This is a genomic window from Vibrio sp. YIC-376 (assembly GCF_052353105.1).
Taxonomy (GTDB): domain Bacteria; phylum Pseudomonadota; class Gammaproteobacteria; order Enterobacterales; family Vibrionaceae; genus Vibrio.
The window spans coordinates 241,957-268,384 of sequence record NZ_JBBWFK010000002.1 but is presented as its reverse complement, the minus strand read 5'-3'; the positions used below and the strand labels follow the sequence as shown (position 1 = coordinate 268,384).

Here is a 26,428-nt window from a genome sequence, read left to right as displayed (position 1 = left end):
AGTAAGGGATTATTATGACAGATTTTTACCCATTAAAAGTCGCTCGTGCAGACAAGGAAACGCCAGATTCTGTGGTGCTGCATTTTGACGTACCGCAAGACCTTGCCGAACAGTTTCGTTTTCATCCTGGTCAGCACCTCACTATTAAATCGAACATCAACGGTGAGGATCTGAGACGCTGCTATTCAATTTGCTCAGCACCGGGCGAAAACAGTCTGCAAGTCGGTATCAAGGCCATTTCAGAAGGTCGCTTTTCCAACTTTGCCGTCAACGAAATTCAGCCCGGCGATGAACTTGAGGTGATGACGCCACAAGGTCACTTCGGATTTTCACCTAGTCCAGAGCGCAAAGTAAATTATTTAGGTATTGCGGTAGGCTCAGGCATTACTCCAATTTTATCCATGCTTAAGACTGCGTTAGAGCAGGAAGACAACAGCACTTTCACTTTGCTGTATGGCAACCGCAACGTAAATAGCATGATGTTTCGCAATCAATTGCTGGGCTTGAAGAACCGCTATCCGGATCGTTTACACGTTAGTTACTTCTTCTCACGTGAAACCAATGAAGTCGATCTATGGAATGGTCGCTTAGACGGCGACAAACTACGCGAGCTCGGTAGCAACCTGTTTAACTGGAGCGACTTTGACGCATGTTACGTTTGTGGCCCGGAAGAGATTTTAGAATCTTGCTACACCGCGTTGGTAGAAGGCGGATTGAGCGAAGACAATTACCATGTAGAGCGTTTTAACACCGCAACCAAGTCTAAAGCGAAGCCAGCTAACCAATCAGAAAATACCCAAGTCACACTTAAGCGAGATGGTCGCATCATGAAGATTGATATGACCTCACAAGATGACAGCTTGCTGGATGCAGCACTTCGTCAGGGTGTCGACCTTCCTTATGCGTGTAAAGGCGGCGTGTGTGCAACGTGTATCTGTAAAGTTAAATCCGGTCAGGTTGAAATGGGCACTAACTACAGCCTGGAAGCTGATCAGGTTGAAGATGGCTACGTTTTGAGTTGTCAGGCCGTTCCGACAACCAGCGAAATAGAAATCGACTTTGATGTGTAGAGGCTAGCATGACATTACAGACCGATTATCAGGACCTGATCGGTGACATCTCCAATCAAGGGGTGTTAACCATCACTTTGAATCGTCCCCAGAAGCGCAACGCATTAAGCAATGACGTTTTGGAACACTTAGCGGATCTGCTGGAAGAGGCGTCACTGGACACTTCCATCAAGTCGGTGGTGCTTTACGGCGGTGAAACGATATTTGCCGCGGGAGCTGATTTGCACGAGATGTCGAGTCAGCAGTCGATAGAGACTTGGCTAAATCCAAGACCGAAACTTTGGCAACGTATCGACCAGTTTGAAAAACCTATGGTTGCTGCAGTCAATGGTTACGCCCTGGGGGCGGGATTAGAACTGGTTCTGCTTTGTGATGTCGTTGTTGCAGGAGAAGGGACACTGTTTGGTCTGCCAGAAATTACGTTGGGCTTAATGCCAGGTGCAGGTGGCACGCAACGACTGGCTCGTACTGTCGGAAAATCACTTGCGAACCAAATGGTGCTGACCGGAAAACCAATCTCGGCTCAAAGGGCGCTTAACGCTGGCTTAATCAGTGAAATCACGGTTTCACAAAACACGCTCAATAAAGCTCAAGAGATAGCGACAAGTATTGCCCAACATGCGCCTTTAGCCGTTCGCGCCGCTAAAACGTCATTAAAATCAGTATCAAATGGCACGTTGGCCCAAGGACTGATGATGGAAAGACAGTTATTCAGCCTGCTTGCGGAAACCCGAGACAGAGCGGAAGGAATCCAAGCTTTTCTTGATAAAAGAAAGGCAACATTTAAAGGGAAGTAATCAATGGAAGAGTCAATCTTATTTCAGGTAGAAGCTGGCGTAGCGGTCATTACGCTTAACCGTCCTAAGCAACTGAATAGCTTTAACCCGGATATGCATAAAGCGCTTAAGCGAGCGCTAAAACAGGCAGAAACTGATGATTCAGTGCGCGCAGTGCTGCTAACCGGTACTGGCAGAGGATTTTGTGCTGGGCAAGACCTTAATGATCGCAACGTAAATAGCGGCGCAGAAATGCCGGATCTTGGCGAGAGCATTGAGAAATACTACAACCCTCTGATCAAACAAATTTCTGCAATGCCTAAGCCAGTCATTGCTGCGGTCAATGGTGTGGCTGCGGGCGCGGGTGCCAATATCGCATTGGCGTGCGATATCGTATTTGCGGCTAAGTCAGCAAGCTTTATTCAGGCATTTTGTAAGATTGGTCTGGTGCCAGATTCAGGTGGCACCTGGACACTGCCACGTTTAGTGGGATCGGCACGAGCGAAAGCTCTGATGTTACTCGGTGACAAAGTAAGCGCGAGTCAGGCACAAGAGTGGGGAATGATCTGGCAATGTGTTGAAGATGAAGAACTTATCGAAAAGGCGATGTCAGTAGCAAACCATTTGGCTACGCAGCCAACGAAAGGGTTGGGTCTTATTAAACATGCACTGAATCACTCCAGCGAGAACAGTTTAGAAGTTCAGCTGGACTTAGAAAAAGATCTTCAGCGATTAGCGGGAAGAACGGACGATTACCGCGAAGGTATCGCTGCATTTTTCGATAAGCGTGCACCTGAGTTTAAAGGGAAGTAATCATGGAATTTGTGATTAAAACCGTCGCGGTCATCGGTGCAGGCACCATGGGGGCTGGTATTGCACAAGTAGCGGCTCAATCTGGATACCAAGTCGTTTTGTTCGATCTTGAGCAGGGCAAGGCAGAGCAGGCTAAATCGGTAATCGCAGAGCGTTTAGAAAAGCGTGTTGCTAACGGCAAAATGTCACTAAGTGCTAAAGATGCCTTGTTAGATGCCATGTATTGCTCGGACGCTTTACAAGATGTCGCAGGCGCGGATCTGGTTATTGAAGCGATTGTTGAAGATCTTGCGATCAAACAAAGCCTATTCAGAGATCTAGAGTCGATTTGTCGAGAAGATTGCCTGCTTTCCACGAATACATCGTCTATTTCTGTGACATCGATTTCCAGTGCGCTGGCTAAACCGGAACGTTTCGTTGGACTGCATTTCTTTAATCCTGCGCCGTTGATGAAGTTAGTCGAAGTGGTGCGAGGCATCGCGACTTCTCCGGCCGCCACTGAGGCAGCTAAGGAATGGGCGGCATCATGTGGTAAACACGCTGTTATCACCCGCTCGCTTCCGGGCTTTATTGTAAACCGAGTTGCAAGACCGTTTTACGCAGAAGGTTTGCGTGCGCTGGAGTGTGGTGTCGCTGACGCTCAAGACATCGACTATATCATCACACAAGCTGGTCAGTTCAATATGGGGCCTTTCGAGCTCATGGATCTGATTGGTCACGATGTTAATTACGCGGTAACTAAAAGTGTTTATGACGCGTATTACCAAGACAAACGCTTTACTCCATCCTTGACACAGAAAGAGCTTGTCGAAGCAGGTTTCTTAGGGCGTAAATCGGGTCGTGGCTTCTATTGCTATGATGGTTCAACTGACAAACCAAGTGTTAATTTGGCGCAGAAATGTGTTCTGCCAGAACGCTTGTCAGTATCGTTACTCGGTGACTGGAGTGGCGTGCCAAGCTTTGTTGAATTGACTCAGCTCCCTAACAGTTACAGCAACGAAGGTGCTCCACAGCTGTGTGTAAACGACATCATTGTTACGCCAACTCAAGGTGTGACAGCGTCAGAGTTATCTGAACAGTTGCAGAGCCCTGTGGTTGTCTTTGATTACTGCCAAGATTACGGCGCTAGTGACATTATCGCGATTGCTCCTGCTTTGCAGAACTCTGCACAGCAAACCGAAGCTGTGATTGCTTACTTCCAATCAAAAGGCAAACAGGTATTAGTGCTGGATGATTACCCTGGCCTGATCCTATGGCGTACTTGGGTAATGCTAATTAATGAAGCGCTTGATTTAGTTAATCAGCAAGGTGCGTCTCTGGCCGATGTCGATGTAGCAATGAAGAGTGGCGTTAACTATCCACTTGGTCCAATCGAGCAAGGTGAACGCCTTGGCTGGCAACGAGTACTGGACACTCTCACTCATTTGCAATCCTTCTACTGCGAAGAAAGATATCGTCCATCGCCACTACTTCGCCAATTCACAATCAAAGCAAAGGGAGGTGCAGCATGATAGTTGTCAATCCAAAGCAACTTTCAGAACACTTGAACGAAGCAGCGCATGAAAAAGCGGTGGCTGAGAAGGCCGTTGCAGCGATGTTAGAGAATGACACCTGCACAAAATCGATGGGAATGGATGTCGTGGAAGTCGCCAAAGGGATGGCAAAAGTCACGATGCGAGTGACTCAATCGATGCTTAATGGCCACAGCAGTTGCCATGGAGGCATGTTATTTACTCTGGCTGATACCGCATTTGCTTGTGCTTGTAACAGTGAAAACTTAGCTGCGGTGGCATCTGGATGCAGCATTGAATACATTCGCCCAGCTTTTGAAAATGACCTGCTAACGGCCATTGCGAATGTGAAATCTCAAGGAAAAGTAACCGGTACGTATGACATAGAAATCGTCAATCAGGACCAAAAGTTGATTGCGCTGTTTCGTGGGAAATCTCACCGAATTGGCACCAAGCTAGTAAAGGAGGACATTTAAGTGACTAATGCATATATTTGTGACGGCGTCAGAACCCCAATCGGTCGATTCGGTGGCGCACTTTCAAGCGTTCGAGCGGATGATCTGGGCGCTATCCCTCTCAAAGCATTAATGGAACGCCATCCAGATTTAGACTGGTCGGCGATTGATGATGTGATTTTAGGCTGTGCGAACCAAGCGGGTGAAGACAACCGCGACGTGGCTCGTATGTCACTATTACTGGCGGGTATGCCGATCGAAGTGTCCGGTACAACAATCAACCGTCTGTGCGGTTCAGGCATGGATGCCATTAGCCATGCTGCACGTACTATCAAAGCGGGCGAAGCGAAGTTGATGGTTGCTGGTGGCGTCGAATCCATGTCTCGTGCTCCATATGTGGTGAGCAAGCCGGCCTCCGCGTTCGATAGAAGCGGTCAGATGTTTGATACCACCATCGGTTGGCGTTTCATCAACCCGGCGCTGCAAAATCAATATGGTACGGACTCAATGCCTGAGACCGCAGAAAACGTTGCGGAACGCTTCCAAATCAGCCGCGAAGATCAAGATGCATTTGCATTGCGCAGCCAACAAAGAACGCAGCAAGCAAAAGAGAACGGTGTGCTTGCACAAGAGATTGTTCCTGTATCTATTCCTCAGCGTAAAGGTGAACCTGTTGTTGTTGCTGAAGATGAACATCCTCGTCCGCAAACGACTCTGGAGCAGCTCGCTGCACTCAAAACGCCTTTCGCGCAAAACGGTTCGGTAACAGCTGGAAACTCTTCTGGCGTGAACGATGGCGCGGCTGCAGTACTGATTGCTAGCGACGATGCCATTAAGCAGTACGGGTTAACGCCTAAGGCAAAAATACTGGCAACAGCAACGGTTGGCGTAGAGCCTGCTATTATGGGTGTCGGACCAGCGCCAGCAGCGAAAAAAGTACTAGAAATAGCAGGGCTATCAATTAATGATATGGATGTTATCGAGCTCAACGAAGCATTCGCATCGCAAGCGCTGGCGGTATTGCGTGAACTAGGAGTCGCTGATGACGCCGAGCACGTAAATCCGAATGGCGGAGCAATTGCTTTAGGACATCCATTAGGCATGAGCGGAGCTCGTATCGTAATGGCTGCGAGCAATGAGCTAAAACGTAGAAATGGGAAATATGCTTTGTGCTGTATGTGTGTCGGCGTAGGGCAAGGGATCGCAATGATCATCGAAAACGTCTGAGATTAAAACAAATACAACAGACGGGATTTACAGCCAATAAGAAACAAAAGGACTTACGAGGAGATCGACACATGATTAAGTATTCAAATACGCTGGACGCGATTGAGACCGCTTCTGTAGAGGAGTTAAGAGAACTCCAGTTCAGACGCATGAAGTGGACGCTTGAACATGCCTACAAAAACTCACCGATGTACACCAAAAAGTTTGATGAAGCAGGGGTGCATCCATCAGACTTTAAATGTCTCGAAGACATTAATAAGTTTCCTTACACCACCAAGCAGGACTTGAGAGACAACTATCCTTTTAATTCCTTTGCAGTACCGATGGAAGACGTGGCTCGTATCCATGCCTCTTCTGGTACAACTGGGCAGCCAACGGTTGTGGGTTATACGCAAAATGATATTGATACATGGGCAAATATTGTTGCTCGCTCGATTCGTGCGGCGGGCGGTAGTGCGAAAGATTTGATCCATATTTCTTACGGCTACGGACTCTTTACTGGTGGTTTGGGCGCGCACTACGGTGCAGAACGCCTCGGTGCTGCGGTTATTCCTATGTCGGGTGGACAAACCGAAAAACAAGTTCAACTGATTGAAGATTTTAAGCCGACCATCATTATGGTGACCCCATCTTACTGTCTAAACTTGCTGGATAAATTGGAAGAGCATTACGGTGGTGACGCATCAGGTTGCTCTCTTAAAATAGGCATTTTCGGTGCGGAGCCTTGGTCAAACGAGATGCGTAAAGAGATCGAACGACGCTTAGGTATTGTTGCGCTCGACATCTACGGCTTATCTGAAGTAATGGGTCCGGGCGTTGCTATGGAGTGTGCTGAAACCAAAGATGGTCCAACTATCTGGGAAGATCACTTCTATCCTGAAATCATCGACCCTGTTACAGGTAACGTAATGCCTGATGGCGAGCATGGGGAACTTGTATTCACGTCGTTGACCAAAGAAGCGCTGCCGATTATCCGCTACCGAACTCGTGACCTGACTCGCTTGTTGCCGGGTACGGCTCGCACGATGCGTCGCATGGACAAAATTACCGGCAGAAGCGATGACATGTTGATCATCCGTGGGGTAAATGTATTCCCATCGCAAATCGAAGAGCAGATCTTGCAAATCGAACAGCTTAGTCCGCATTACCAACTCGAAGTGATTCGCAAAGGTAACCTTGATCATTTGGTTGTATTGCTCGAAGCAAAAGACAATGTTTATCTGGACCAAAGTGAGATGATTACCAAGCGCTTGCAACATCAAATCAAGTCGATGATTGGTATCTCTACCACGATTGAGTTACTTCCTGTAAATGGTATTCCTCGCTCTGAAGGTAAAGCGCAGCGTGTGAGAGATTTGCGTCCCAAAGCATAACAGCTAAATATACCACTCTCGATAAAGGTTGCATTCGAGAGTGGTATAACCGCCCTAATTGTGAATAATACAGAGATTAATTAGGGAAACGGATTGGCTTTTATATAGAGACCAATTAGAAGCCAAACATGGAGCTATTTTGAACCAAGATTTACATTCATTTTTAGAAAAAATTTCCGGTCATCAATCAGTCAGCGGTACGTCGTTGATTGTTTCCTATTTCGGTGACTATTTGTGGACGTGTGGTGGTGGCATCTGGTTAGGTAACCTAATTCAAGCGATGGAAACACTTGGTTTGAATCAACGCGTTGTACGTTCGTCGGTCTTTCGTTTACATAAAGATGGATGGTTGACGGTCAATAAGGTCGGCCGTAAAAGTTACTATTACCTGGAACCTTCCAGATACAATGAAATGCTTAACGCTAATAAGAAAATTTACCATTCTGAAAAATTAGCGTGGAGCAAGCGTTGGAATATTATTCATACTTCACTTGGTCCGACAAATAGCAGTAAAGAACAAGTTAGATATCTGCAACACAAGGGGTTTGGTTTATTCGATAAGGACTTCTTTGTTCAGCCAGATCTACAGCAATTGACGCCAGAAATTAAGCAAGAGATTACGCGAAACATCTCTAGTGCGAAGATCTTCCAGCAGGCCGAATTGTATTCTGAAGGCGAAGACGCATTGAGAAATATGGTTCGACAGTGTTGGGATATAGAGCGTATTGCTGAAGATTATCAGCTATTTATCAACTTGTTCGGCACGGCATGGAGTATATTAGAAAAAACGGCGGATGATGAGATCAGTGAGGAAGACGCATTTAAGATGAGACTGATGGTTATTCACTTTTATCGCCGAATCATCGTTAAAGACCCGGACTTACCAACAGAACTGCTACCGGAAGACTGGCCACGAAAAGAGGCCGAGCAGTTAACCATTAATATCTATAGAAAAGTTCACGCTAAGGCACTGAAGTACGTAATGGATAGCAGCGAAACTCCAAACGGAAAGTTGCCTGTGCCATCGCCAAACTACTACATTCGTTTTGGTGGTTTAAGCTAGAGTGAGCTTTGTAACAAGGAAGTACAATGCCCATTTATCAATTTGCTGACGTTATTCCCGTTATTCACCCTTCGGCGTTCGTTCATCCGAGCGCTGAAATCATCGGTGATGTCATCATCGAGGAAAATGTTTATATCGGACCTCTTGCGGTATTACGGGGTGATTTTGGTCGTCTTATCGTGAAAAAAGGTTCTAACGTGCAAGATAACTGCGTTATGCATGGTTTTCCCGGAAAAGAAACCATTCTTGAACAAAATGTTCATGTAGGGCACGGAGCGATCATTCACGGTTGCTGCATCGGCGAAAACACCTTAGTTGGTATGAACGCTGTCGTCATGGATCTGACTCGAATAGGGAAGGAATCCATTATAGGCGCGAACAGCTTTGTAAAAGCCAAGAGCGACTATCCGCCAAGAAGCATGATTTTAGGCAGTCCTGCAAAGCGTAAAAGAGATGTATCGGACGATGAACTGAAATGGAAAGAGCGCGGAACGCATATGTATCATCGCTTAGCAGAGCGATGTTTTAACGAACTCAAACTTGTTGAACCGTTAACCGAAGTGGAAGCAGACAGACCCCAAGTGCGTTGGGAGTTAAACCACGGACCCAAAAGTAGTTAACTTCTTAAATCCCCCTGAATTACTTTCCTCCCTCAATAGCTATTTTTATTTGGTCAGGCCTATTGAGAGAGGATATTTCATAAGATTCCTCTCATATCCTTTTTCAAAAATAGAACCTCAACAGCCTTATCGAGGTATTTAAGAGCCGAGCTCTGAAACAAGTCTGCACTAAGCCACAGTGTGCCACTTTCCATGTAAATGAAATGTTTCTTTTCTAATTTCAGCTGGATCACAAAAACGTACTTTAAACGTCTTAGTTTAACCAAGGGTTCATTGATGTTGAGCTCAAAGGGGTTAATTTAAGATATTGATAATTAAAAAGTATAATGTGTTTGGTTACTTTGTTTTCTGCCGTTACAGGCCATCTATTACCCTGAGGTTAACAGTTTTGGAAATATGTTAATTGATTGAGGTTAACAATGTGATAACAATTGGTGAGGTTCAAAACGAAAGTATCACATATTGGAGGTGACTTAATGATCATTTATGGAGTAGCACTACTTTCTCTTTGTACACTCGCTGGTTTGGCTATCGGGCAATTGTTGGGTTATATGTTCGGCATACCGTCAAATGTCGGTGGGGTAGGTATCGCAATGGTGATTTTAATTGTTGCGAGTGATTATCTTCAGAAACATAAAAAGATCGACGTTAAAACGGAGCAAGGCGTCGCTTTTTGGAGCGCGATATACATCCCAATCGTCGTCGCGATGGCAGCAAAACAAAATGTGATTGGTGCAATTACCGGCGGACCGATGGCGATTACCGCTGGTGTTACTGCGGTAGCCGTTGGGTTCGCATTGGTACCCGTTATTACGAAAATGGGGACAAGTTCAGTGTCCCAACTAGACAAACAACAAGCGTAAGCGGGAGGCCACATGTTTGAATCTCTTATCTCTGTATCTAACAAGTATGATCTAATCGTGGGCTTCGCGGTTATAGGTCTGATGATGTGGTTGTCTTACTGGATATCAGAAAAATGGACCAAAGGCAGAATACACGGTTCAGCCATCGCGATTATCTTAGGTCTGACACTGGCTTATGTATCAGGTGCAATTAGTGGTGGAACAAAAGGAGCGGTAGATATCCCATTTCTGTCTGGTATTGGTTTACTGGGTGGCGCAATGTTGCGTGATTTTGCCATCATTGCGACCGGGTTTGGCGTGAAATTGGATGAACTGAAGTCGTCTGGTTTATCGGGAATTACAGCCCTTATCTTGGGAGTTGTGATGTCCTTTGTATCCGGAGCCGCCATCGCAATGGCATTTGGCTATACCGATCCGGTTAGTATCACCACCATTGGGGCGGGTGCAGTAACCTACATCGTTGGGCCAGTAACAGGCGCAGCCCTCGGTGCAAGTTCTGAGGTTATGGCTCTGTCTATCGCAGCGGGTTTGGTGAAGTCCATTTTAGTTATGATTCTAACGCCGTTTATCGCACCATTTATAGGATTGAATTCTCCACGTTCAGCACTCGTGTTTGGTGGATTGATCGGAACCTCGAGCGGTGTAGCTGCAGGTTTAGCGGCAACAGATGAAAAGCTCGTTCCATACGGTTGCATCACGGCAGCTTTTTATACGGCATTAGGCTGCCTTCTTGGTCCATCTCTGCTCTACTTTGCGGTAGTCAGCATCGTTGCGTAGTTCATGTGAAAATTTGATGCCCTAGAACTGAGGTGGAGCATAATCAACAGATTAAATATCTAAACTGGGTGAGACAAAGTGCGCCGACGAGCAAAAGCAACGCTAACTCATCGATGAGGCTAGTCTCACCTATTTGTACATCTTCGCGTATATGAACTATGTTTAAGTTCAACCTCATCACAATGTCCCAGCCAAGTGGATGTTAGATGTCTGCGCTTGGAACGGGCAAGAGAGCATTGACATGTTTACTTTCCAATCCCAGCGTTCGAACTCTGAAAGTTCCGTCGTCTCATCAAATGAAAACGCCCACAATCCATTAATATCACCCAGAGTCATGTCAGGTGTCGACGCACGTCCGTCGATAAGTCGCAGGTCGGTCGCGATTCAGACGAAGTTGACGATAAATGAGCCGGGGGATGCTTATGAGCAAGAGGCGGATCGTGTTGCCGACCAGGTGATGCGAATGCCTGAACCTAAGCTAATGAGGTCTTTTGCTAATGGTGGTCTCTGTCCTAAAAATAAAGGTGAACAACTCATTCAGAACGGTAAGCGAATACAGACCAAACGTATTCAAGCCCAACGTATTCAAGATCGCGGCATTGGGAAGGTTACAGCACCGACTATTATTCACGATGTGCTACGTTCAGCGGGCGAACCGCTTCATCCAGACGTTCGAGCTTTTTTTGAACCCCGATTAGATCAGGACTTGAGTGGTGTTCGTATTCACGATAACGCGTTGGCAGCAACGTCTGCGAAATCGATCAATGCAAAAGCGTATACGGCTGGAAATCATATTGTATTCGGCTCTGGTCAATTCCGTCCTACCTCTGTTGCAGGAAAAACATTAATCGCCCACGAATTAACTCACGTGATGCAGCAAACCGGAGGAGCTAAATCAAATAACACGGCGCATGTTCCGGGGATCCAGCGCGAGATTCAGATACAACCACCCGGGAGTAGTAGTGCTTCAGCGTTCGACCGAGCACAGGAACTTATAGACCGGATGAATGGCTTATCTACGGGGATTGAATATAGGTTAGAAGGTGGAGTTCTGCGATATAACGTCATCGATGAAAATGCGCTCACTCCATTTGATCAGCGGATTACGGGCTTTATAGATCGAGCGGAGATGGTTCCTATGAGACTAATCACGGGCGCTGGTTATGTCGGAGGTGCCCCACTTTTAATGGATGAACTACGACGGGGTTATGTCGATCTTGATGACTTGATGGCAAGTGATGATTTGGGATTCCAATCGGTTATGCTCCACTTTCTAACTGAACGCTTCAATGTGCGTAACTACGCAAGAAGGCTCGGTATGCTGAATCTAGATGCGGAATGGGATCGAGTTCACCCGCTAGGCATCAGAGCTGAAGCTGAGTTTCTGCAGGATGTTTTCAACGACCCAAGTATTTACCACAACTGGGTTGATGAAAACGCTTCTAGATTAATATCCGCATTCCGAAGCAGGGAAGGGCACTACCATATATTTATTATCATTCGTGGTGGTGGGCGAGAACGCCGGGGAGCGGAAATATCGGTAAGAACCCAAGATGGTCGCAGAATGTCTGCCGAAGATTTTCTGGCCGAAAGGAATGCCGCTGCCCCAGCCGCACCCTGAGGTAAATGCCGTTCGTTTAGTCGCTAACGGCATGTTTAAGCCTCCAGTCATCCTGAACAACGACGAAGGAGTGTTATTCAGGTCTAATTTCCGCTCACTTTATGGCCGAAATTATTTCATTAACCGCTCAGCGCGCTGCTATTAGATTCCTAGTCTCGCTTGAGCTCGCTGGAATGACACAGATAAAATCGTTAAGCGATTGGCTTTATCCCCTGAGGCACGGCTAATTGTGTCGTCCATTGCTTACTTTTTAAAGAATTTTCCGTGCCAACGTAAATTAGCAAAAAATTTTTTAATTATTTTATTCACTCAAATGATTAGTGTGTGGATGCATAATTAATTGATAAGTTTGACATTAAATAATTCACCTCATTTCCTCTGTTTTTTTCACTGCAGAAACGTTCAAAACACTCGCTTTCATGTCACAAAGAAGCTGCTACGCTTTAATCCAAGGTTGTTTCTATAAGTGTGCATAGGTTCATATCAGGTACGTTTTTATCTTAGGTAATTTTGCCATTGATTCACGTCGTAAATAGTACCGTCAGGGCCAACTGTTCTATTGGAGGAGTCAATCATGCCCGTTGCACTGACATACCCAGGCGTTTACATCCAGGAAATTTCCAGCGGCAGTCGCTCTATTAGTGGCGCCGCAACATCCATCGCTGCGTTTGTTGGCAGCTTTTCTCGAGGACCTTTAAATACACCGGTTAGGATGTTTCATGTCGGTGACTTTGACACTCACATGGGCGGTGTTCACTCAGACAGTGAAACCAGCTATGCCGTATCTCAGTTTTTTGCCAATGGCGGAGGAGAATCTTTCGCTGTTCGAGTCGGTGGTGGCACTAATGGCAGTATGACTGCGGAGAGTTGGAACGGTGCCAGTACACTTGCATTCGCAGCTGGGAGACAGTTTCAGGGGAATGCTGTCGAAGACCCGGGCACCTGGAACAACAATATTCGCGTCGAAATCGATTATCTCACCTCAGACCCTACCTCTCTTTTTAATCTCTCCATAACCGAAATCAGACATGTTGACGGCTTGGAATTACCAGTAAGAAACGAGACGTACCGAAACGTTTCTATGGTTACTACACATCCTCGTTATGTCGAGGACGTGGTCAATGATGACTCCATGATGGTTCAAGTTACTGCGACGGGCACAGCTATGCCCGCACCAACCGGCTTTTACTCCGCTGTGCAAGACACGACGCAATACGCGAGTCTCGCAGCACTGAGTACTCTGCAAATAAATTTGGGGGCTGGTGTTATAGACGTTGAGATTGATGGCTCAACACCGCCGACTACCATGGCAGAAGCCGCACTCATGCTTCAGAACGCCATTCGAGATGAGCGTCCTGCTGACCCACTTTGGGCTCAATGTCAGGTGTTGGTTCGCGGCCAGCGTTTGGCAATATTTAGTGGACGTAGCAGTACCGAGTATCGTGCAGGACAGGTCATTGCTGTTGCAGAATCAGTCGGAAATTTTGCTACGGTAACCGGACTAGTTGGTGCTGGTGTTGAAAACAATGTTCAGCAATATGCCATGAATACTACCGCACCAGCCGGACACCAAACTTTGGCAGTAGCGGGGACCGCAGGCTCTGCACCAACGGCTGCGCAATTACGCGGTAACCGAAATCAGCGCACGGGTATTTACGCGTTGGAAGATGTCGATATTTTCAATCTGTTGCTTATTCCTGAAGCGTCTGATCTTAATAATGGCAGCGTTGCGGCGATGTCGAGCGTAATGAGCCAAGCCATAGCCTATTGTGAAGAGCAGCGAGCGTTCTTGCTGATTGATCCACCTGCGAACGTAAATAGTGCGGATGAAGCCATCGAGTGGTTGGATGAAGTCGCCGGAGCAGGACTTCGTCATCGTAACACCGCCGCTTACTACCCTCGAGTACAGGTGCCGGATCCAAACAGTGATAACCGGCTTCGTACTATCGCACCAAGTGGTACGGTTGCGGGCGTATATGCGAGAAAAGATATCGAATCTGGTATTTGGACTGCAGCCGCAGGCGTTACGGCCAGTCTTCGTAATGTGATCAGTTTTAATCAGAACCTCACCAACAACGAGATAGGGTTACTTAATCCTATCGGCCTGAACTGCCTCAGAAATGGTGGCATTAGCGGTAACATCATCTGGGGTGCAAGAACACTTCGTGGTGCAAATGAACTGGCATCGGAGTGGAAATATGTCCCGGTTCGCAGGATGGCACTTTTCGTTGAGGAATCTTTATTCCGGGGTTTGCAATGGTCGCTCTTTATGCCAAACGATGAGCCGCTTTGGTCTGAGATACGCATCTCTGTGACCAGCTTTATGCAAGGGCTTTTCCGCCAAGGCGCGTTCCAGGGGAGTACTCCGGAGCAGGCTTTCTTTGTGAAGTGTGATTCCGAAACAACAACGCAGGCTGATATTGATGCAGGTGTCGTCAATGTATTAGTCGGGTTCGCACCGCTCAAACCTGCGGAATTTGTCGTCGTCAGTCTTCAACTGATGAACAACCGAGCAAGCTAATATCTCATGCCGGAAACGGTGGCTCGTTTTCCGGCTATGTTAATCATCTCTATGGACAGGTAGCGAGGGGGCGTTATGTCTCAGCTTAATGTAAATGGTCAACGAGTCGTTCCATATCCTGGATATAAATTCATCATCAAGGAAGCGGGTGGTGAAGTGTTGGCCGCTGTACAAAAAGTTTCTGGTCTTAGCCGTACTGTGGAAGTGAATGAGTATCGAGCGGGTGGAGACGCTTCTCACACTCGAAAATCGCCCGGTCAGGTTAAGTTCGAAGCGATCACGTTGGAGCGTGGGGTAACAGAAAACCTGCAGTTTGAACAATGGGCAAATAAGGTCTGGCGTATTGGCACCAAAGAAGGGGGCGAGGTATCGCTGGCTGATCTGCACAAAGACCTGATTCTGGAAGTAATGAATGAAGCCGGACAGAAGGTGCTCAGCTACGTTATCTATCGGTGTTGGGTCTCGGAATATAAAGCCCTGCCGGGTTTGGATGCGTCAAGTTCTGCGTTCATGATTCAGACTATCAAACTGGAAAATGAGGGGTGGGAACGTGTACCTGTTACGACTCCGAAAGAGCCAAGTTTTGTTCATCCTGAGCAATGAGTAATCGCACATGAGCTTTGTCTTAAACATGAGATTTGTATTAAACGCACTCAGCGACAACAAACAAGTGGAAGTGTGGGAGTTGGCCTCTTCTTGTCGGGGACAAAATCGTGCAGCCATTATGGCCAGTGCCTACCTGCCTGACTCATTAAAGCCCTCTTTCAATAACTGGTCTGTAGCCGGGCGCGATCACCTGTTGCTATTGGCGTATCAATGTCAGTTTGGCGATGATATCAACGTGTCTACGTCCTGTACTGAATGTGGTGAGAAAGCAGAGCTTAGCTTTACGGCATCTCAAATACTGAGTACGGCATCCGTCTCGTTTAATAATGGCTGGAATGCGGTAACCAGAACATTGGATACAGAGGTTTACCTTCCTCTCTACCATGAAATCCATATTGATGGTGTTCAATGCCGTTTCCGTCTTCCCTGTATTGCTGACTTGATGGCGGTAAAACAAGGGGATTCAGTGCTGTTTCAGTTTGCGCAACGTGTGTTGGATCAAGAGTCCTTCAAGCAGGTCAGTCGCAAATTGGCTGAAAAAGAGGATGTGCATTCAGGATGGGAAGCGCTTTTCGATGAGCTAGAAAGAGGCATGCTTGAGTGTGAGCCGCTGTCGGTCGTCTCTTTGGTTACCGCTTGTCCCGAATGTGGCGCGAAGGCCGAACATCAGTTTGATATAGCGAGTCAATTTTGGGCTCAGCTTTCGGCTCATGTCGAAAAGCAGCTCTGGGATGTTCATCTCTTGGCATCCGCATACGGTTGGTCGAGTCAGGACATTCTCGCGATGAGCCCTGCACGAAGACGTCGCCACATTTCGATGATTGTCGAGTGATGTCAGGAGAGTATGATGAGCCGAACGCTTAGCCAGTTTATCCACCGAAATCTGACCGGAGAGCAATCTCTCAAACCGGTGGTGCGCTCCTATTATTCTGATATCACTCCAAATGCTCATTACGAGTCAGACGTTCAACATAATGACGCCAGCTCTTGGACGAATTCTGAACCATCAATGGACGACGAATCTGCGTTTACAGCATCTACGCCTGCAAGAAAGTTAATGTCCGAAGCTACCTGTGACGCTGACAATGCTCAATCGAATTTAGACAGAGACATTGATGCCTCTACACAAGTAACTTCGGAGTACCACCCAGAGGAAAGTAGCCACGCGGAGAGTCTTACTGTCGAGCGAGACGCTTCCATGAGAGATACATCAGAACAAAACAGGAGCAGCCAAGTTGGTCACATTGATGAATCTCAACATTCTGCTGTTTTCACAGAGTACAACCTCGAAAACGAAAGCGTGCTTATCCATCAGGGTGAGTTAAAAGATTTAGAGGCAGTCTCTGCAACTGATTCTGGTTACGACGCACTTTCTAAGCCATTAAAGCGTAGAGATTTCACCAAGCAAGTTGCTCAGGCGATTTTAGGAAATGATGCTGCTTACGAGAGCTCACCAAAATCTCCGACCACCACTCAGAATGGTACCGAGTTTGACACTCAAGGCCACAGCGGAGATGGAGAGAATCTCGAGGTATCGGTGACTATCCGTCAGGTTACTATCATGTCTTCTTCTAATGGTGCAGAGAAACATCAGTCAAACTGGAAACCGCCAATTAGTCTCAGTGATTATCTTCGTGAACGTCAGGAGGGTAAACGATGAGCAGTGCACTAGCGATTGCCGGTATAACCCAACTTCTCCGCGATTTATTGAATGACGGTCTGGTGGATAACGATGTAGCCACTGTGGTCAACAGCAATGTGACGGTGCATGCGATATCGCCTGATCAGATGTTGGCTCAGGAAGCGGATAACGCGCCGATGTTAAATGTGTTCCTCTATCACACCGAAGTAAATGGTGCGTGGGCTAATCAGTGTTTACCTACGCAAAATAGCCAAGGGGATAGAATCAACAACACGCCGTTACCGCTCGATCTTTTTTATATCGTCAGCGCATACGGAACGGCAGATCTGCATAACGATGTACTTCTTGGCTATGCGATGCAAATTCTACATGAGCATCCCGGGTTCACTCGTGCGGAGATTCAGTCTGCGCTGACCGTTTCAACGGTTATTGATGCAGGCCTCCCACCACTGCTTGAAGCTCTTGCTACGACTGGGCTGGCCGATCAAGCTGAGGCGATCCGAATTGCTCCGCTCTCAATGTCTGTCTCTGAAAAGTCCTCATTATGGAGCGCTTTTCAAAGCCAGTATCGTCCTTCTGCGACATATCGTGTGTCTACGGTATTGATAGAAGCCGAGTACGGCGTGAGTCAAGCTCTACCGGTGTTAACCATCGGTCCGAATAATACCGGGCCTGATGTCCAGCCAACTTTGCTTGCTTCTTTACCACAGCTTAAACGTGTGATTACTCCCGCTCTACAGCCAAGTGCAAGACTGGGAGAGCCGCTAGATGTAGAAGGCTTTGCGTTGGATGGCAATAATCCAGGCGTTACATTGACGCACACCTCACTGGCAGTAACACATACCATCAATGCACAGGTAGGTGGAACGGCACGTTTACAGTCAGTCATTTTGCCGAATGATGCGGCAAATTGGGCTGCAGGCCTCTATTCCTTACTTTATTCTGTCGAGATTGATGGTCAAATTCAGCAGTCAAATCAACTAGCGGTCCAGATTGCACCAGTCATGACTCTGCCACCAACCAGTGTGGTACGAAATGGTCAGACTGTTGTCGTTACGGTACAGGTTTCGCCCCATGTACATCCCGGCCAAAAAGCACTGATGTGGCTTGGTGCCGAAGGCGCAATATCAGAAACCGTGTCGTCCCAGACAGATACTTTAGTGTTTATCTTTGGACCTTTAGCTGCGGGGTCATACCCAGCGAGGCTTCGTGTTGATGGTGTCGATAGCTGGTTCATTCTTCGTGACAGACCGCCGATTGCACCGGACTTCGAGCCAAGAGCGCCTATTTTTGATCCAACTCAGGTAGTGGTGGTGCCATGATGTCTGAATCTATTCAGTTTTCGTCACTCGAGAAACATGAAGCCTTGAATCACTGGCAACAGCAAAACAACGAGCATCTGGCGGCGGTTGTGGATTGGGCGATAAGTATGCTTGGAGAGCATGAAGTAGATGCTTCGCGTGAATCTGCTTCTGCCATTAATGCTCGTTATCGCACTAAAACATCAAACGAAAATCCAACTGCGCTGAACGTATTGATCGAGCAATTCGGTCTGAACGAGAGCGATCAGGCGGTACTGGCCTTGCTCATAGCATCGGCTTTGGAGCCAAAAGTGGCAGAGCGCTGCGCAGAGCTTGCGGGTCATATTTCTCAGTCTTCTTTTACTACGATGCCTTTAGTTACTGCGATGCTTTGTGTTGCTCGGTTACCGGAATGCGACTGGAGCAGCTTCTCGCCGCAGTCACCGCTGCGCTATTGGCTGCTGATCGAATGGCAACCGCATGGTTCTGGAGATGGCGTGCTTATCGCTGATGAACGTGTGGTGAATTTTGTTCGTGGCATTAATTACCTTGATGAGCGACTTTCTGTACTGCTTGAGCCGTCAATAGTCGATATCACAGTGTCACTGATGCCATCACAACGTAAACAGTTGGAAGCCGCCTCGAACTACCTCGTTCAAATTCAGCGACGGGAGCAAAGCGGAGCCTTAACCGTGTTTGAGTTGTACGGCGATGATGCTCCTGCCCGAGCGGCGATGGCGGGGGTTATCGCATCAGAAATAGGTGCGAGTTTACAACGTATCAGGGCTGATAATTTACCATCTCGGCCTAATGATATCGATGCATTGGTCCGACTTTGGATTCGTGAATCTTGTCTGATTCCTATGTTGCTTTTGGTAGAAGACGCCGACGAGGCATCTAAACAAACGGTTGCACGGCAATTGATAACAAGGTTAAGAGGTCTGGTTCTGATAGACACCGGAGCAGCTCCTGCTGCGTTGGCAGCAAGCAGCTTTCCACTGGAGGTTAAACGCCCTACGGTGGAAGAGCAGGAGTCCATCTGGCGGGGCGTCTTGCCAATTAAGAACGAATTGCCCTCTCGTCTGGCAGAACAATTTTCAATGAATGAGCCCGACATCGTGCGATCAGCAGCGATCGCCTCAGCACAATCCAGTGCTAACAACGAGCAAATGGAAAGTACGCTCTGGCGTGTTTGTCAGCGCGGTTCCTCCTCAGAGTTATCGAAACTGGCGCAGCGGATAGAGTGCAAAGCAACATGGGACAATCTTGTCTTGCCGGAAACTCAAACCCGAATGTTGCACCAGTTGTCATCTCAGGTCGCACTTCGTAACCGTGTTTATCAGCATTGGGGCTTTCGCAGCAGAATGAGCCGTGGCATGGGGATCATCGCCATGTTTAGTGGCGAAAGTGGTACCGGGAAAACCATGGCAGCAGAAGTCATCGCCACCACATTGAATCTTGATCTCTACCGCATCGATCTTGCCAGTGTGATAAGCAAATATATCGGTGAAACTGAGAAACAAATGCGATCGCTGTTTAATGCAGCAGAACGTTGCGGCGCGATTCTTTTCTTTGATGAAGCCGACGCACTGTTCGGTAAGCGAGCAGAAGTAAAAAACAGCAACGATCGCTTTGCAAACATGGGGACCGACGACTTACTTCAGCGTATCGAGATGTACAATGGCCTTGCGATTCTTGCTACTAACCTGAAATCTCAAGTTGATAAAGCGTTTATACGTCGTCTGAGGTTTGTCATTGATTTTCCATTTCCCGCTCCCGCAGAGAGAGAACAAATCTGGCGCACTGTATTCCCAAAACAGACACCACTCGCTGCTGATGTGGATCCAGCCAGACTCGCTCGCCTAAATTTGGCTGGTGGCAGCATTCACAATGTTGCGCTTAATGGTGCTTTTCTGGCAGCGAAACATGATGAGCCTGTTTCCATGCGCAGATTAATGGAGGCCGCTGCTGCAGAACTGCAAAAATTGGAGCGTCCATTAAAAGCGGGAGATCTGGATTATGGTTAAGTTCGCGTTGTTGAAATGGTGGAGAGCTCGCTCGGTTCAGTGAAGACGATTGGAAGTCGGTAGATTAGCTCAATGTATGGAAGGAAGCATGAAAATCACGATTGGTTTTGACCACATTCAGATTGCAGAAAACGCCTCTTACAGTGAAATCTACACTGAGCTGTCAAAAGCTGTGCGTCAAAACTGGCCAAATCTAACATCGGTGTCAGTTGAGCAGCAGAGGTTAGCACAGCAATGCGCTGTTGTTGCGATGGCAAAGCAGTTATCAAGAACGGTAGCCGCAAGGAGGATACGATAAATGTTGTCTTCTCAACCGAATTATCTTAAAGCGGGCATCGTGCTGTTGGATCAGAAAAGTGGAGAGCCTATAAATGCGATTCCACTGCTGATAAATCCCGATACGCTTAATACTCAATTTGAAGTGAAAGCGCCTGCGGCATCTGGCACGCGTAATGAACAATTGCGTCTTAACGGACCACCGAAAGAAACCATAACGTTTGATGCGATACTGGATGCGACGGATGCCATGTCACGTGGTGATGAAGACGCGATGAAATATGGGATTGGCCATTATATCGCGGCGCTAAGAAGTTTAATTTCACCAACGAAACGGCAGCTTTTAGATAACGACAGCTTGGCACGTCAGGGCAAACTTACCATCATTCCGATGCTTCAACCTTTGCCAGTATTCTGTTGGGGGCTACATCGCAGAATACCCGTGAAAGTGGGCAGCCTTTCGGTAGCGGAAGAATTCTTTAGTGCGCATCTCAATCCTCTGCGTGCCAAGGCGAGTCTTTCTCTACAGGTGCTATCAGTTGATGATCTTGGCTTCGATCATCCGGCATCGGCACTGTTTCTTAATTATCTCGATGGCATTGAAAAACAGGCAGTTAAAGTCTTTAAACCCGCAACCGGTTGGTTAGAGTGAGGAACATTAACGATGACAGACTTAACGCAATATCTTCTCGGCAATACGGATGAAACGGCTGATTTTCCGTCGAATAGTCGCTATGCGGGTTCGCCGCTGAAAGTGATGAAAGACAGTAACGGAGTTGAACGTGTTTTCGTCAGTCGACGTTTTTTGCCTCAACCAGCAGTGGAAGGTACCGTTCCTATGTTACTGGTGAGAGAAGGCGATCGTCTTGATTTACTCGGTGCTGCATATTATGCCGATCCTTCACAGTGGTGGCGTATTGCCGATGCAAACCTTGAGGCTTATCCCGGCAATTTAGTTGCGGCACCCGGTCGTAAAATCTCGCTTTCAACAGGCGATGAGGAGAGCTGATGTCTGAGATTGTTATGAGTCTTTACATTGGCCCTGTTGCACCGATACCGGTGAAAAAGGCTGTGATCAACGCTTTCGTGTCCTGTGAGGTACGGTCAAGCACGACAGATGCTTCGGGATTTCAGTTGGTGTTCGAAATCGACAATAACTCGCCTTTACATACTCTGTTTATGTTGGCGAGCAATAATCCGATTCCCTTGGTGCGTACAGTGATAGCGGTTGAAATGAACGGCAAAAAGAATGTGCTGATTGATGGCGTTATTACGGAGCACAGCGTCAGTCCGGGCGACTCACCCGGTGTATCGCGTATGACCATAACGGGTGAAGACCTCAGTAAGGTACTTGATTACATCGACTTCAGCTTTATGCGCTACCCCGCAATGCCGGATTTTGTGAGAGTAAATCTGGTGTTAGCAAAATATGCCTTTTTAGGGATCATTCCTAAAGTGATACCTTCAGTGTTGATTGATGTGCCAATCCCAACAGATCGCATACCGACACAGCAGGGGAAAGACTTGGCTTACATTCAGTCGCTCGCAGAAAAAGTGGGGTACGTGTTCTATATCGAACCGACCGATACCGTGGGATCTTCTGTGGCTTATTGGGGGCCAGATGTGCGTTTCGGAAACGTGCAAAAACCGTTGAATGATGATTTAGATGCCAGCCGTAATGTGACTTCTCTGACGGGAACTTATAACTCGCAAGGCGCGTTTATCCCTCTGATTACTATTCAGAACCCGCAAACCAAACTACCAATCACGATTCCGGTTCCAGATGTAAACCCGCTTAATCCGCCGTTAGGGATAATCCGACCGATCACGCTGAATACGCAAAATATTTATGAGACGGCGAAATATTCTCCGGTACAAGCGGCAATGATTGGTATGGCCAAAGCGGCACGCTCGGCAGTCCGTGCTTTGAAAATGACAGGCTCACTTGACGTCTTGTCGTACGGCTCGTTACTGAAAGCGAGACGATTGGTGTATGTGCGAGGTGCCAGTCCGGCGTTCAATGGTGTTCATTATGTTGAGTCAGTAACCACCACCTTCAAAGAGGGTGAGCTGAAACAGAATTTTCAACTCAGTAGGGACGGTCTGTTATCGACTGTTAGCAAGGTGTCCGCATGACGCAGCCATTGTACGGGAAATTTAGGGGAACGGTCGTGAACAATGTTGATCCTATGCAGCAAGGTCGAATCCAGGCGACCGTTCCCAGTGTGTCCGGAATGATACCCGGTAGCTGGTGTATGCCTTGTTTGCCAGTTCTCGGCGTTAACTCGGGGATGTTTACTGTACCACCCATTGGATCAGGCGTATGGATTGAGTTTGAGCAGGGAGATGTCGATTATCCAATTTGGACGGGTTGTTTTGCTGGTGCTCCAACCGATGTACCGACGTTGGCGAGAACGGCTGTTCCGCCAATTTCCGCCATTACATTGCAAACCTTGGCAATGAACGGAATTGTCATTTGCGATGTTGGTGGACCTATGGGTATGGGCGGGATTACGTTGCAAACCGGGACTGGCGCGACGCTGTCGGTTACCGATGCGGGTATTTTCATTAACAACGGCAGAGGGGCGCAGATATCAATGGTTGGGCCAACCGTAGATATCAATAATGGTGCGCTGACCATAACCTGATTGGTGAGGAGCAGATATGCCAGGAGCGATTGTTCACGTTGGCGCGACCGTCACCTGTGCTCATGGAGGGCAGGCCACACCGACAATACCAAACCCTAGGGTGATGGTGTCTGGTCAGCCGACAGTGCTGCAGACAGCACCTTATGTAATAGCTGGTTGTTCGATGCCACCACCGACTGCTGGTAATGGTCCTTGCCTAACTGGTCAGTGGCTCACAGGGTCAATGCGAGTACTGTCGCAAGGTCAGCCTTTTGCGCTGCAAGTTGGGCAGTCGATCTGCGCACCGACAGGCACGCCGATGTTTACATCAGTAGTTCAAGCTCGTGTTCTGGCGACCTGAAAAGGAGTGAAAGGGTATGGCTTATCCAGATTTTCCTTATCGAATTGATACACGTGGCAAAACGGCAACAACGACGCGGTTTGATCTTGTTCGTGACCGCATCGAACAACTCCTTTTTACAGAGCCGGGCGAGCGCGTGATGGTGCCTACATTCGGATGTGGGTTAAATCGGCTGTTGTTTACTGGCGTCAGTGATTCAGTGATCGAAAATACACGCAGTTTAATTGCGACTTCCCTTCAAACCTGGATGCAGGATGACATTGAACTGACGGAAGTGAATGTGCGATTCGAAAATGGTGCCCTGTTTATTGATGTTGCTTACTTGGTGCTGCCGACAGGGGAAGAGCAGCAGGCAACGTTTGAACGTGAGGTGTCAATATGATTTATTTCTGCTGCGACCAACGGCGGCGTGAGGCTGTGCGCAATTCTGACTTCAATGGTATCGATTTTGTCGAAGTCATTGATAAAGAAGCGGCAGTGGAAGCAGATCGCCAGCGCTTTCTGCATCTTCATCTGGTCAACGACCCAGGCGTATTTGTTTACCAGGTTGATAACATCCGAATCGAAGGGGCGACTGCGATTAAAGTGGTCAACGTTACGATGGGATTTGATGCACAAACCAATGTTTTGGTCATTGAAGTTGAAGATCCTGGAGACTTTTCTCCTTATACCATTAATATTGTCACCAGTTCGTTGAACCCTTTGCCGCCACCAGAAATTGATCCTGCACTGGCTTCCGTTACCTTCTCGTTCAAGGTTGAGTGTCCTACGCAGTTGGACTGTCAGAGTCGTTGTGATTGCCCGGAACCTGAAGCTCTTGATTCTGAAATTGACTATACCGCGCGTGATTTCCAATCATTTCGCCGCATGATGTTAGACAGACTATCCGTGACGGCTAAAGAGGCAGCGACGGGACATCCGGCAGATCTCTCTACAGCGATAATCGAAGTGCTTGCCTATACCGCTGATCAACTTGCTTATTATCAGGATACTGCAACGACGGAAGCGTACCTGAATAAAGCGCGATCACGTATCTCCCTCAAGCGAATGACACGGTTGGTTGATTACACCGTCGATGAAGGCTGTAATGCACGCTGCTTTTGCCATTTTGCGGTGACGGCGGATGTGTTGCCAGTTGCACCAGCGAGCGCAGTTATCCCAGAGGGAAGTGCTGTCTGCACTCAACTCAGTGAGCTGCCGAGAACGTTTGTTCGAAACGAGTTTGTATTAGCCAAAAGTGGCGCAGTTTATGAGACCTGTTTTGACGTTCCTGCGCTCTATAGGCTGCACAACGAAATGAAGTTCTACACCTGGAGCAACGCGCGTTGTTATCTGGCAAAAGGAGCAGTGAGCGCGACTTTGGATGGGCACTACCCTGATTTAACGGCAGGGATGTACCTAGCGCTAGAGGAGGTGATTGGGGCAAGAAGTGGCAATCAAGCCGACCGCCAGTTATCGCATCGTCAGGTGGTGTTACTCACAAAGGTTCAGGCGTTTGATGTTGATGACGAACTTCTGATTGATCCTGTAACAGAAGCGCCGATCACAGAAATTTTTTGGCACAGTACAGACGCGTTGAAATTTCCACTCTGCATCTCATCAGAGACTTCGATCGAAGAAGGGCGACGTTATATCGAACCTGTTTCTGTCGCGCGTGGCAATTTGGTGCTGGTGGATCATGGTCAGACAATTACCGACGAACGCTTGCCCGATGTACCACTGCCAACTCTCAGTTGGGCTCCGGGACGTGGCATGCAATCTGAGACTTCAAAAAGCGCCAGTTGTGAGCAACAACACTGTGAACAAAATCAGGCCGAATCGATCACTCCTCGCTATCGACCTTCGCTCGCCATCCTGCCTCTTACCTTTTCTCCGGCCTATCAAGCTGGTGCTCCCGCATCCGTACTTTTACGGACACCGAGCCCAAACGAAGCGGTTGCCAATATTTCACTCAACGCTGATGAAGCCGGTGAAGAACGTCCTTATCAGGTTGTGAGGGACTTATTGGCAAGCGATGATTCCGCTTTCGTCTTTACTACGGAAATTGAGCGTGATGGTCGGGTTTATCTCCGTTTTGGTGACAACGTATTTGGCCACCGTCCGCTGCCAGAAACCCAATTTCTTGCGACCTACCGCGTGGGTATTGGGGAGGCTGGAAATATCGGTGCCGACAAACTCTATCATCTCGCTTTACCTATACCGGAAGTGGCAGAAGTACGAAATATTACTCCGGGAGAAGGCGGCCGAAATCCTGAAACGAATGCGGAAATCCGCAAACGTGCCCCGTTTATCTTCAAGAATCAGGAACGCGCCGTTACACGTGAAGACTATCAGACACTGGGACGACGCGTCGCAGGTATTCAGGATGTCAGTTGTGCGTACATCCACACAGGGAGTTGGGTGACCACTTTTGCTTTACCGGATCCGGAAGAGAGAGTGGACGTTCCTCAAGCCCTGCGTTCCACACTTCGAGATCATTATGAAAAGTTCCGGCTTGCAGCGCATGATATTGAGGTGTCGTCACCTGTTTATGTGCCTTTGGAAGTGACTTTACATGTTTGTGTCGCGCCAAATGCCTCTAAATCTTACGTATGGCAGCAACTGATCAAACTTTTCTCTCCTAGTCGTCTACTCGATGGCTCTTTAGGTTTGCTGCATCCCGATCGGTTCCGCGCAGGGGAGACATTACATTTGTCGCCATGGATCGCTGCTGCACAACACGTAGAGGGTGTCGTTGCGGCGAAAATCATACGATTCAGAAGATTTGGTGATCCACGTACCAGTGGCCTTGCCGATAGAAAACTGAAATTCGGTCGCACAGAAATTGCCCGAATCGACAATGATTTCAGCCACCCTGGTCATGGTGTGTTCCTACTCGACATGGATGGAGGGCGTTGA

General features: G+C 47.8%; 26 protein-coding genes. All 26 read left to right on the top strand.

The window, feature by feature from the left end; genetic code table 11:
- Window positions 1-14 precede the first annotated feature (14 nt).
- The 26 genes from paaE to WJM94_RS05330 all read left to right on the top strand — a co-directional run bounded on the left by paaE (window position 15) and on the right by WJM94_RS05330 (window position 26,428).
- The gene (paaE, locus tag WJM94_RS05455) at window positions 15-1,070 is read left to right on the top strand and encodes a 1,2-phenylacetyl-CoA epoxidase subunit PaaE (protein WP_444493220.1); all 1,056 of its coding nucleotides are present in this window, start codon (window positions 15-17) and stop codon (window positions 1,068-1,070) included.
- An 8-nt stretch (window positions 1,071-1,078) separates the two neighbouring features.
- Window positions 1,079-1,867, top strand: a complete 789-nt coding sequence (locus tag WJM94_RS05450) for an enoyl-CoA hydratase-related protein (RefSeq protein WP_444493219.1) — start codon at window positions 1,079-1,081, stop codon at window positions 1,865-1,867.
- Window positions 1,868-1,870: 3 nt separating this feature from the next.
- Window positions 1,871-2,659: a 2-(1,2-epoxy-1,2-dihydrophenyl)acetyl-CoA isomerase PaaG gene (paaG, locus tag WJM94_RS05445; RefSeq protein ID WP_444493218.1), complete on the top strand. Its 789-nt coding sequence runs from the start codon at window positions 1,871-1,873 to the stop codon at window positions 2,657-2,659.
- Between the two features lie 2 nt (window positions 2,660-2,661).
- Complete coding sequence (locus WJM94_RS05440) at window positions 2,662-4,170, top strand: 3-hydroxyacyl-CoA dehydrogenase (RefSeq protein WP_444493217.1); 1,509 nt, start codon at window positions 2,662-2,664, stop codon at window positions 4,168-4,170.
- Window positions 4,167-4,646: a hydroxyphenylacetyl-CoA thioesterase PaaI gene (gene paaI, locus WJM94_RS05435; protein ID WP_444493216.1), complete on the top strand. Its 480-nt coding sequence runs from the start codon at window positions 4,167-4,169 to the stop codon at window positions 4,644-4,646. The genes WJM94_RS05440 and paaI overlap by 4 nt, the downstream gene beginning before the upstream one ends.
- On the top strand, window positions 4,647-5,852 hold the full coding sequence (gene pcaF, locus WJM94_RS05430; RefSeq protein ID WP_444493215.1) for a 3-oxoadipyl-CoA thiolase: 1,206 nt from the start codon (window positions 4,647-4,649) through the stop codon (window positions 5,850-5,852).
- A gap of 71 nt (window positions 5,853-5,923) precedes the next feature.
- Window positions 5,924-7,225: a phenylacetate--CoA ligase PaaK gene (gene paaK / locus WJM94_RS05425; RefSeq protein ID WP_444493214.1), complete on the top strand. Its 1,302-nt coding sequence runs from the start codon at window positions 5,924-5,926 to the stop codon at window positions 7,223-7,225.
- Window positions 7,226-7,364: 139 nt separating this feature from the next.
- Window positions 7,365-8,288: a PaaX family transcriptional regulator gene (locus WJM94_RS05420; protein ID WP_444493213.1), complete on the top strand. Its 924-nt coding sequence runs from the start codon at window positions 7,365-7,367 to the stop codon at window positions 8,286-8,288.
- 26 nt (window positions 8,289-8,314) lie between these two features.
- On the top strand, window positions 8,315-8,908 hold the full coding sequence (locus WJM94_RS05415) for a phenylacetic acid degradation protein PaaY (protein WP_444493212.1): 594 nt from the start codon (window positions 8,315-8,317) through the stop codon (window positions 8,906-8,908).
- 476 nt (window positions 8,909-9,384) lie between these two features.
- Complete coding sequence (gene madL / locus WJM94_RS05410) at window positions 9,385-9,771, top strand: malonate transporter subunit MadL (protein WP_444493211.1); 387 nt, start codon at window positions 9,385-9,387, stop codon at window positions 9,769-9,771.
- A 12-nt stretch (window positions 9,772-9,783) separates the two neighbouring features.
- A complete protein-coding gene (madM, locus tag WJM94_RS05405) occupies window positions 9,784-10,548 on the top strand; it encodes a malonate transporter subunit MadM (protein ID WP_444493210.1) in 765 nt (254 codons plus the stop codon).
- A 634-nt stretch (window positions 10,549-11,182) separates the two neighbouring features.
- Complete coding sequence (locus tag WJM94_RS05400; RefSeq protein ID WP_444493209.1) at window positions 11,183-12,169, top strand: eCIS core domain-containing protein; 987 nt, start codon at window positions 11,183-11,185, stop codon at window positions 12,167-12,169.
- Window positions 12,170-12,743: 574 nt separating this feature from the next.
- Entirely contained in the window at window positions 12,744-14,690 is a 1,947-nt protein-coding gene (locus WJM94_RS05395) for a phage tail sheath family protein (RefSeq protein WP_444493208.1), read from the top strand.
- A gap of 75 nt (window positions 14,691-14,765) precedes the next feature.
- Window positions 14,766-15,293 carry a phage tail protein gene (locus WJM94_RS05390; protein ID WP_444493207.1) on the top strand — a complete coding sequence of 176 codons (528 nt, stop codon included), beginning with the start codon at window positions 14,766-14,768 and terminating at the stop codon, window positions 15,291-15,293.
- A gap of 10 nt (window positions 15,294-15,303) precedes the next feature.
- Window positions 15,304-16,128, top strand: coding sequence for a T4 family baseplate hub assembly chaperone (locus WJM94_RS05385; protein ID WP_444493206.1), 825 nt, complete (start codon window positions 15,304-15,306; stop codon window positions 16,126-16,128).
- 15 nt (window positions 16,129-16,143) lie between these two features.
- Window positions 16,144-16,956 (top strand): hypothetical protein, encoded by an 813-nt coding sequence (locus tag WJM94_RS05380; RefSeq protein ID WP_444493205.1) that lies wholly within the window; start codon window positions 16,144-16,146, stop codon window positions 16,954-16,956.
- On the top strand, window positions 16,953-18,260 hold the full coding sequence (locus tag WJM94_RS05375; RefSeq protein WP_444493204.1) for a DUF4255 domain-containing protein: 1,308 nt from the start codon (window positions 16,953-16,955) through the stop codon (window positions 18,258-18,260). Before WJM94_RS05380 ends, WJM94_RS05375 begins: the two co-directional genes overlap by 4 nt.
- The gene (locus tag WJM94_RS05370; RefSeq protein WP_444493203.1) at window positions 18,257-20,266 is read left to right on the top strand and encodes an ATP-binding protein; all 2,010 of its coding nucleotides are present in this window, start codon (window positions 18,257-18,259) and stop codon (window positions 20,264-20,266) included. The genes WJM94_RS05375 and WJM94_RS05370 overlap by 4 nt, the downstream gene beginning before the upstream one ends.
- Window positions 20,267-20,354: 88 nt before the next feature.
- Entirely contained in the window at window positions 20,355-20,564 is a 210-nt protein-coding gene (locus tag WJM94_RS05365; protein WP_444493202.1) for a hypothetical protein, read from the top strand.
- Window positions 20,565-21,194, top strand: coding sequence for a CIS tube protein (locus WJM94_RS05360; RefSeq protein WP_444493201.1), 630 nt, complete (start codon window positions 20,565-20,567; stop codon window positions 21,192-21,194). It begins immediately after the preceding gene.
- Window positions 21,195-21,206: 12 nt separating this feature from the next.
- Window positions 21,207-21,551: a LysM domain-containing protein gene (locus WJM94_RS05355; RefSeq protein ID WP_444493200.1), complete on the top strand. Its 345-nt coding sequence runs from the start codon at window positions 21,207-21,209 to the stop codon at window positions 21,549-21,551.
- Window positions 21,551-22,678, top strand: coding sequence for a hypothetical protein (locus WJM94_RS05350; protein ID WP_444493199.1), 1,128 nt, complete (start codon window positions 21,551-21,553; stop codon window positions 22,676-22,678). Before WJM94_RS05355 ends, WJM94_RS05350 begins: the two co-directional genes overlap by 1 nt.
- Window positions 22,675-23,190 carry a phage baseplate assembly protein V gene (locus WJM94_RS05345; RefSeq protein WP_444493198.1) on the top strand — a complete coding sequence of 172 codons (516 nt, stop codon included), beginning with the start codon at window positions 22,675-22,677 and terminating at the stop codon, window positions 23,188-23,190. The genes WJM94_RS05350 and WJM94_RS05345 overlap by 4 nt, the downstream gene beginning before the upstream one ends.
- A 16-nt stretch (window positions 23,191-23,206) precedes the next feature.
- The gene (locus tag WJM94_RS05340; RefSeq protein WP_444493197.1) at window positions 23,207-23,530 is read left to right on the top strand and encodes a hypothetical protein; all 324 of its coding nucleotides are present in this window, start codon (window positions 23,207-23,209) and stop codon (window positions 23,528-23,530) included.
- A 16-nt stretch (window positions 23,531-23,546) separates the two neighbouring features.
- Window positions 23,547-23,912 carry a GPW/gp25 family protein gene (locus WJM94_RS05335; RefSeq protein ID WP_444493196.1) on the top strand — a complete coding sequence of 122 codons (366 nt, stop codon included), beginning with the start codon at window positions 23,547-23,549 and terminating at the stop codon, window positions 23,910-23,912.
- A 35-nt stretch (window positions 23,913-23,947) separates the two neighbouring features.
- On the top strand, window positions 23,948-26,428 hold the full coding sequence (locus tag WJM94_RS05330; RefSeq protein ID WP_444493195.1) for a baseplate J/gp47 family protein: 2,481 nt from the start codon (window positions 23,948-23,950) through the stop codon (window positions 26,426-26,428).

What these genes read in the sequence shown, in the direction of transcription:
- paaE (WP_444493220.1), top strand. Translation starts at nt 15, where the DNA reads ATGACAGATTTTTACCCATTAAAAGTCGCTCGTGCAGACAAGGAAACG.
- WJM94_RS05450 (WP_444493219.1), top strand. Translation starts at nt 1,079, where the DNA reads ATGACATTACAGACCGATTATCAGGACCTGATCGGTGACATCTCCAAT.
- paaG (WP_444493218.1), top strand. Translation starts at nt 1,871, where the DNA reads ATGGAAGAGTCAATCTTATTTCAGGTAGAAGCTGGCGTAGCGGTCATT.
- WJM94_RS05440 (WP_444493217.1), top strand. Translation starts at nt 2,662, where the DNA reads ATGGAATTTGTGATTAAAACCGTCGCGGTCATCGGTGCAGGCACCATG.
- paaI (WP_444493216.1), top strand. Translation starts at nt 4,167, where the DNA reads ATGATAGTTGTCAATCCAAAGCAACTTTCAGAACACTTGAACGAAGCA.
- paaK (WP_444493214.1), top strand. Translation starts at nt 5,924, where the DNA reads ATGATTAAGTATTCAAATACGCTGGACGCGATTGAGACCGCTTCTGTA.
- WJM94_RS05415 (WP_444493212.1), top strand. Translation starts at nt 8,315, where the DNA reads ATGCCCATTTATCAATTTGCTGACGTTATTCCCGTTATTCACCCTTCG.
- madL (WP_444493211.1), top strand. Translation starts at nt 9,385, where the DNA reads ATGATCATTTATGGAGTAGCACTACTTTCTCTTTGTACACTCGCTGGT.
- madM (WP_444493210.1), top strand. Translation starts at nt 9,784, where the DNA reads ATGTTTGAATCTCTTATCTCTGTATCTAACAAGTATGATCTAATCGTG.
- WJM94_RS05395 (WP_444493208.1), top strand. Translation starts at nt 12,744, where the DNA reads ATGCCCGTTGCACTGACATACCCAGGCGTTTACATCCAGGAAATTTCC.
- WJM94_RS05390 (WP_444493207.1), top strand. Translation starts at nt 14,766, where the DNA reads ATGTCTCAGCTTAATGTAAATGGTCAACGAGTCGTTCCATATCCTGGA.
- WJM94_RS05385 (WP_444493206.1), top strand. Translation starts at nt 15,304, where the DNA reads ATGAGCTTTGTCTTAAACATGAGATTTGTATTAAACGCACTCAGCGAC.
- WJM94_RS05380 (WP_444493205.1), top strand. Translation starts at nt 16,144, where the DNA reads ATGAGCCGAACGCTTAGCCAGTTTATCCACCGAAATCTGACCGGAGAG.
- WJM94_RS05375 (WP_444493204.1), top strand. Translation starts at nt 16,953, where the DNA reads ATGAGCAGTGCACTAGCGATTGCCGGTATAACCCAACTTCTCCGCGAT.
- WJM94_RS05370 (WP_444493203.1), top strand. Translation starts at nt 18,257, where the DNA reads ATGATGTCTGAATCTATTCAGTTTTCGTCACTCGAGAAACATGAAGCC.
- WJM94_RS05365 (WP_444493202.1), top strand. Translation starts at nt 20,355, where the DNA reads ATGAAAATCACGATTGGTTTTGACCACATTCAGATTGCAGAAAACGCC.
- WJM94_RS05360 (WP_444493201.1), top strand. Translation starts at nt 20,565, where the DNA reads ATGTTGTCTTCTCAACCGAATTATCTTAAAGCGGGCATCGTGCTGTTG.
- WJM94_RS05355 (WP_444493200.1), top strand. Translation starts at nt 21,207, where the DNA reads ATGACAGACTTAACGCAATATCTTCTCGGCAATACGGATGAAACGGCT.
- WJM94_RS05350 (WP_444493199.1), top strand. Translation starts at nt 21,551, where the DNA reads ATGTCTGAGATTGTTATGAGTCTTTACATTGGCCCTGTTGCACCGATA.
- WJM94_RS05345 (WP_444493198.1), top strand. Translation starts at nt 22,675, where the DNA reads ATGACGCAGCCATTGTACGGGAAATTTAGGGGAACGGTCGTGAACAAT.
- WJM94_RS05340 (WP_444493197.1), top strand. Translation starts at nt 23,207, where the DNA reads ATGCCAGGAGCGATTGTTCACGTTGGCGCGACCGTCACCTGTGCTCAT.
- WJM94_RS05335 (WP_444493196.1), top strand. Translation starts at nt 23,547, where the DNA reads ATGGCTTATCCAGATTTTCCTTATCGAATTGATACACGTGGCAAAACG.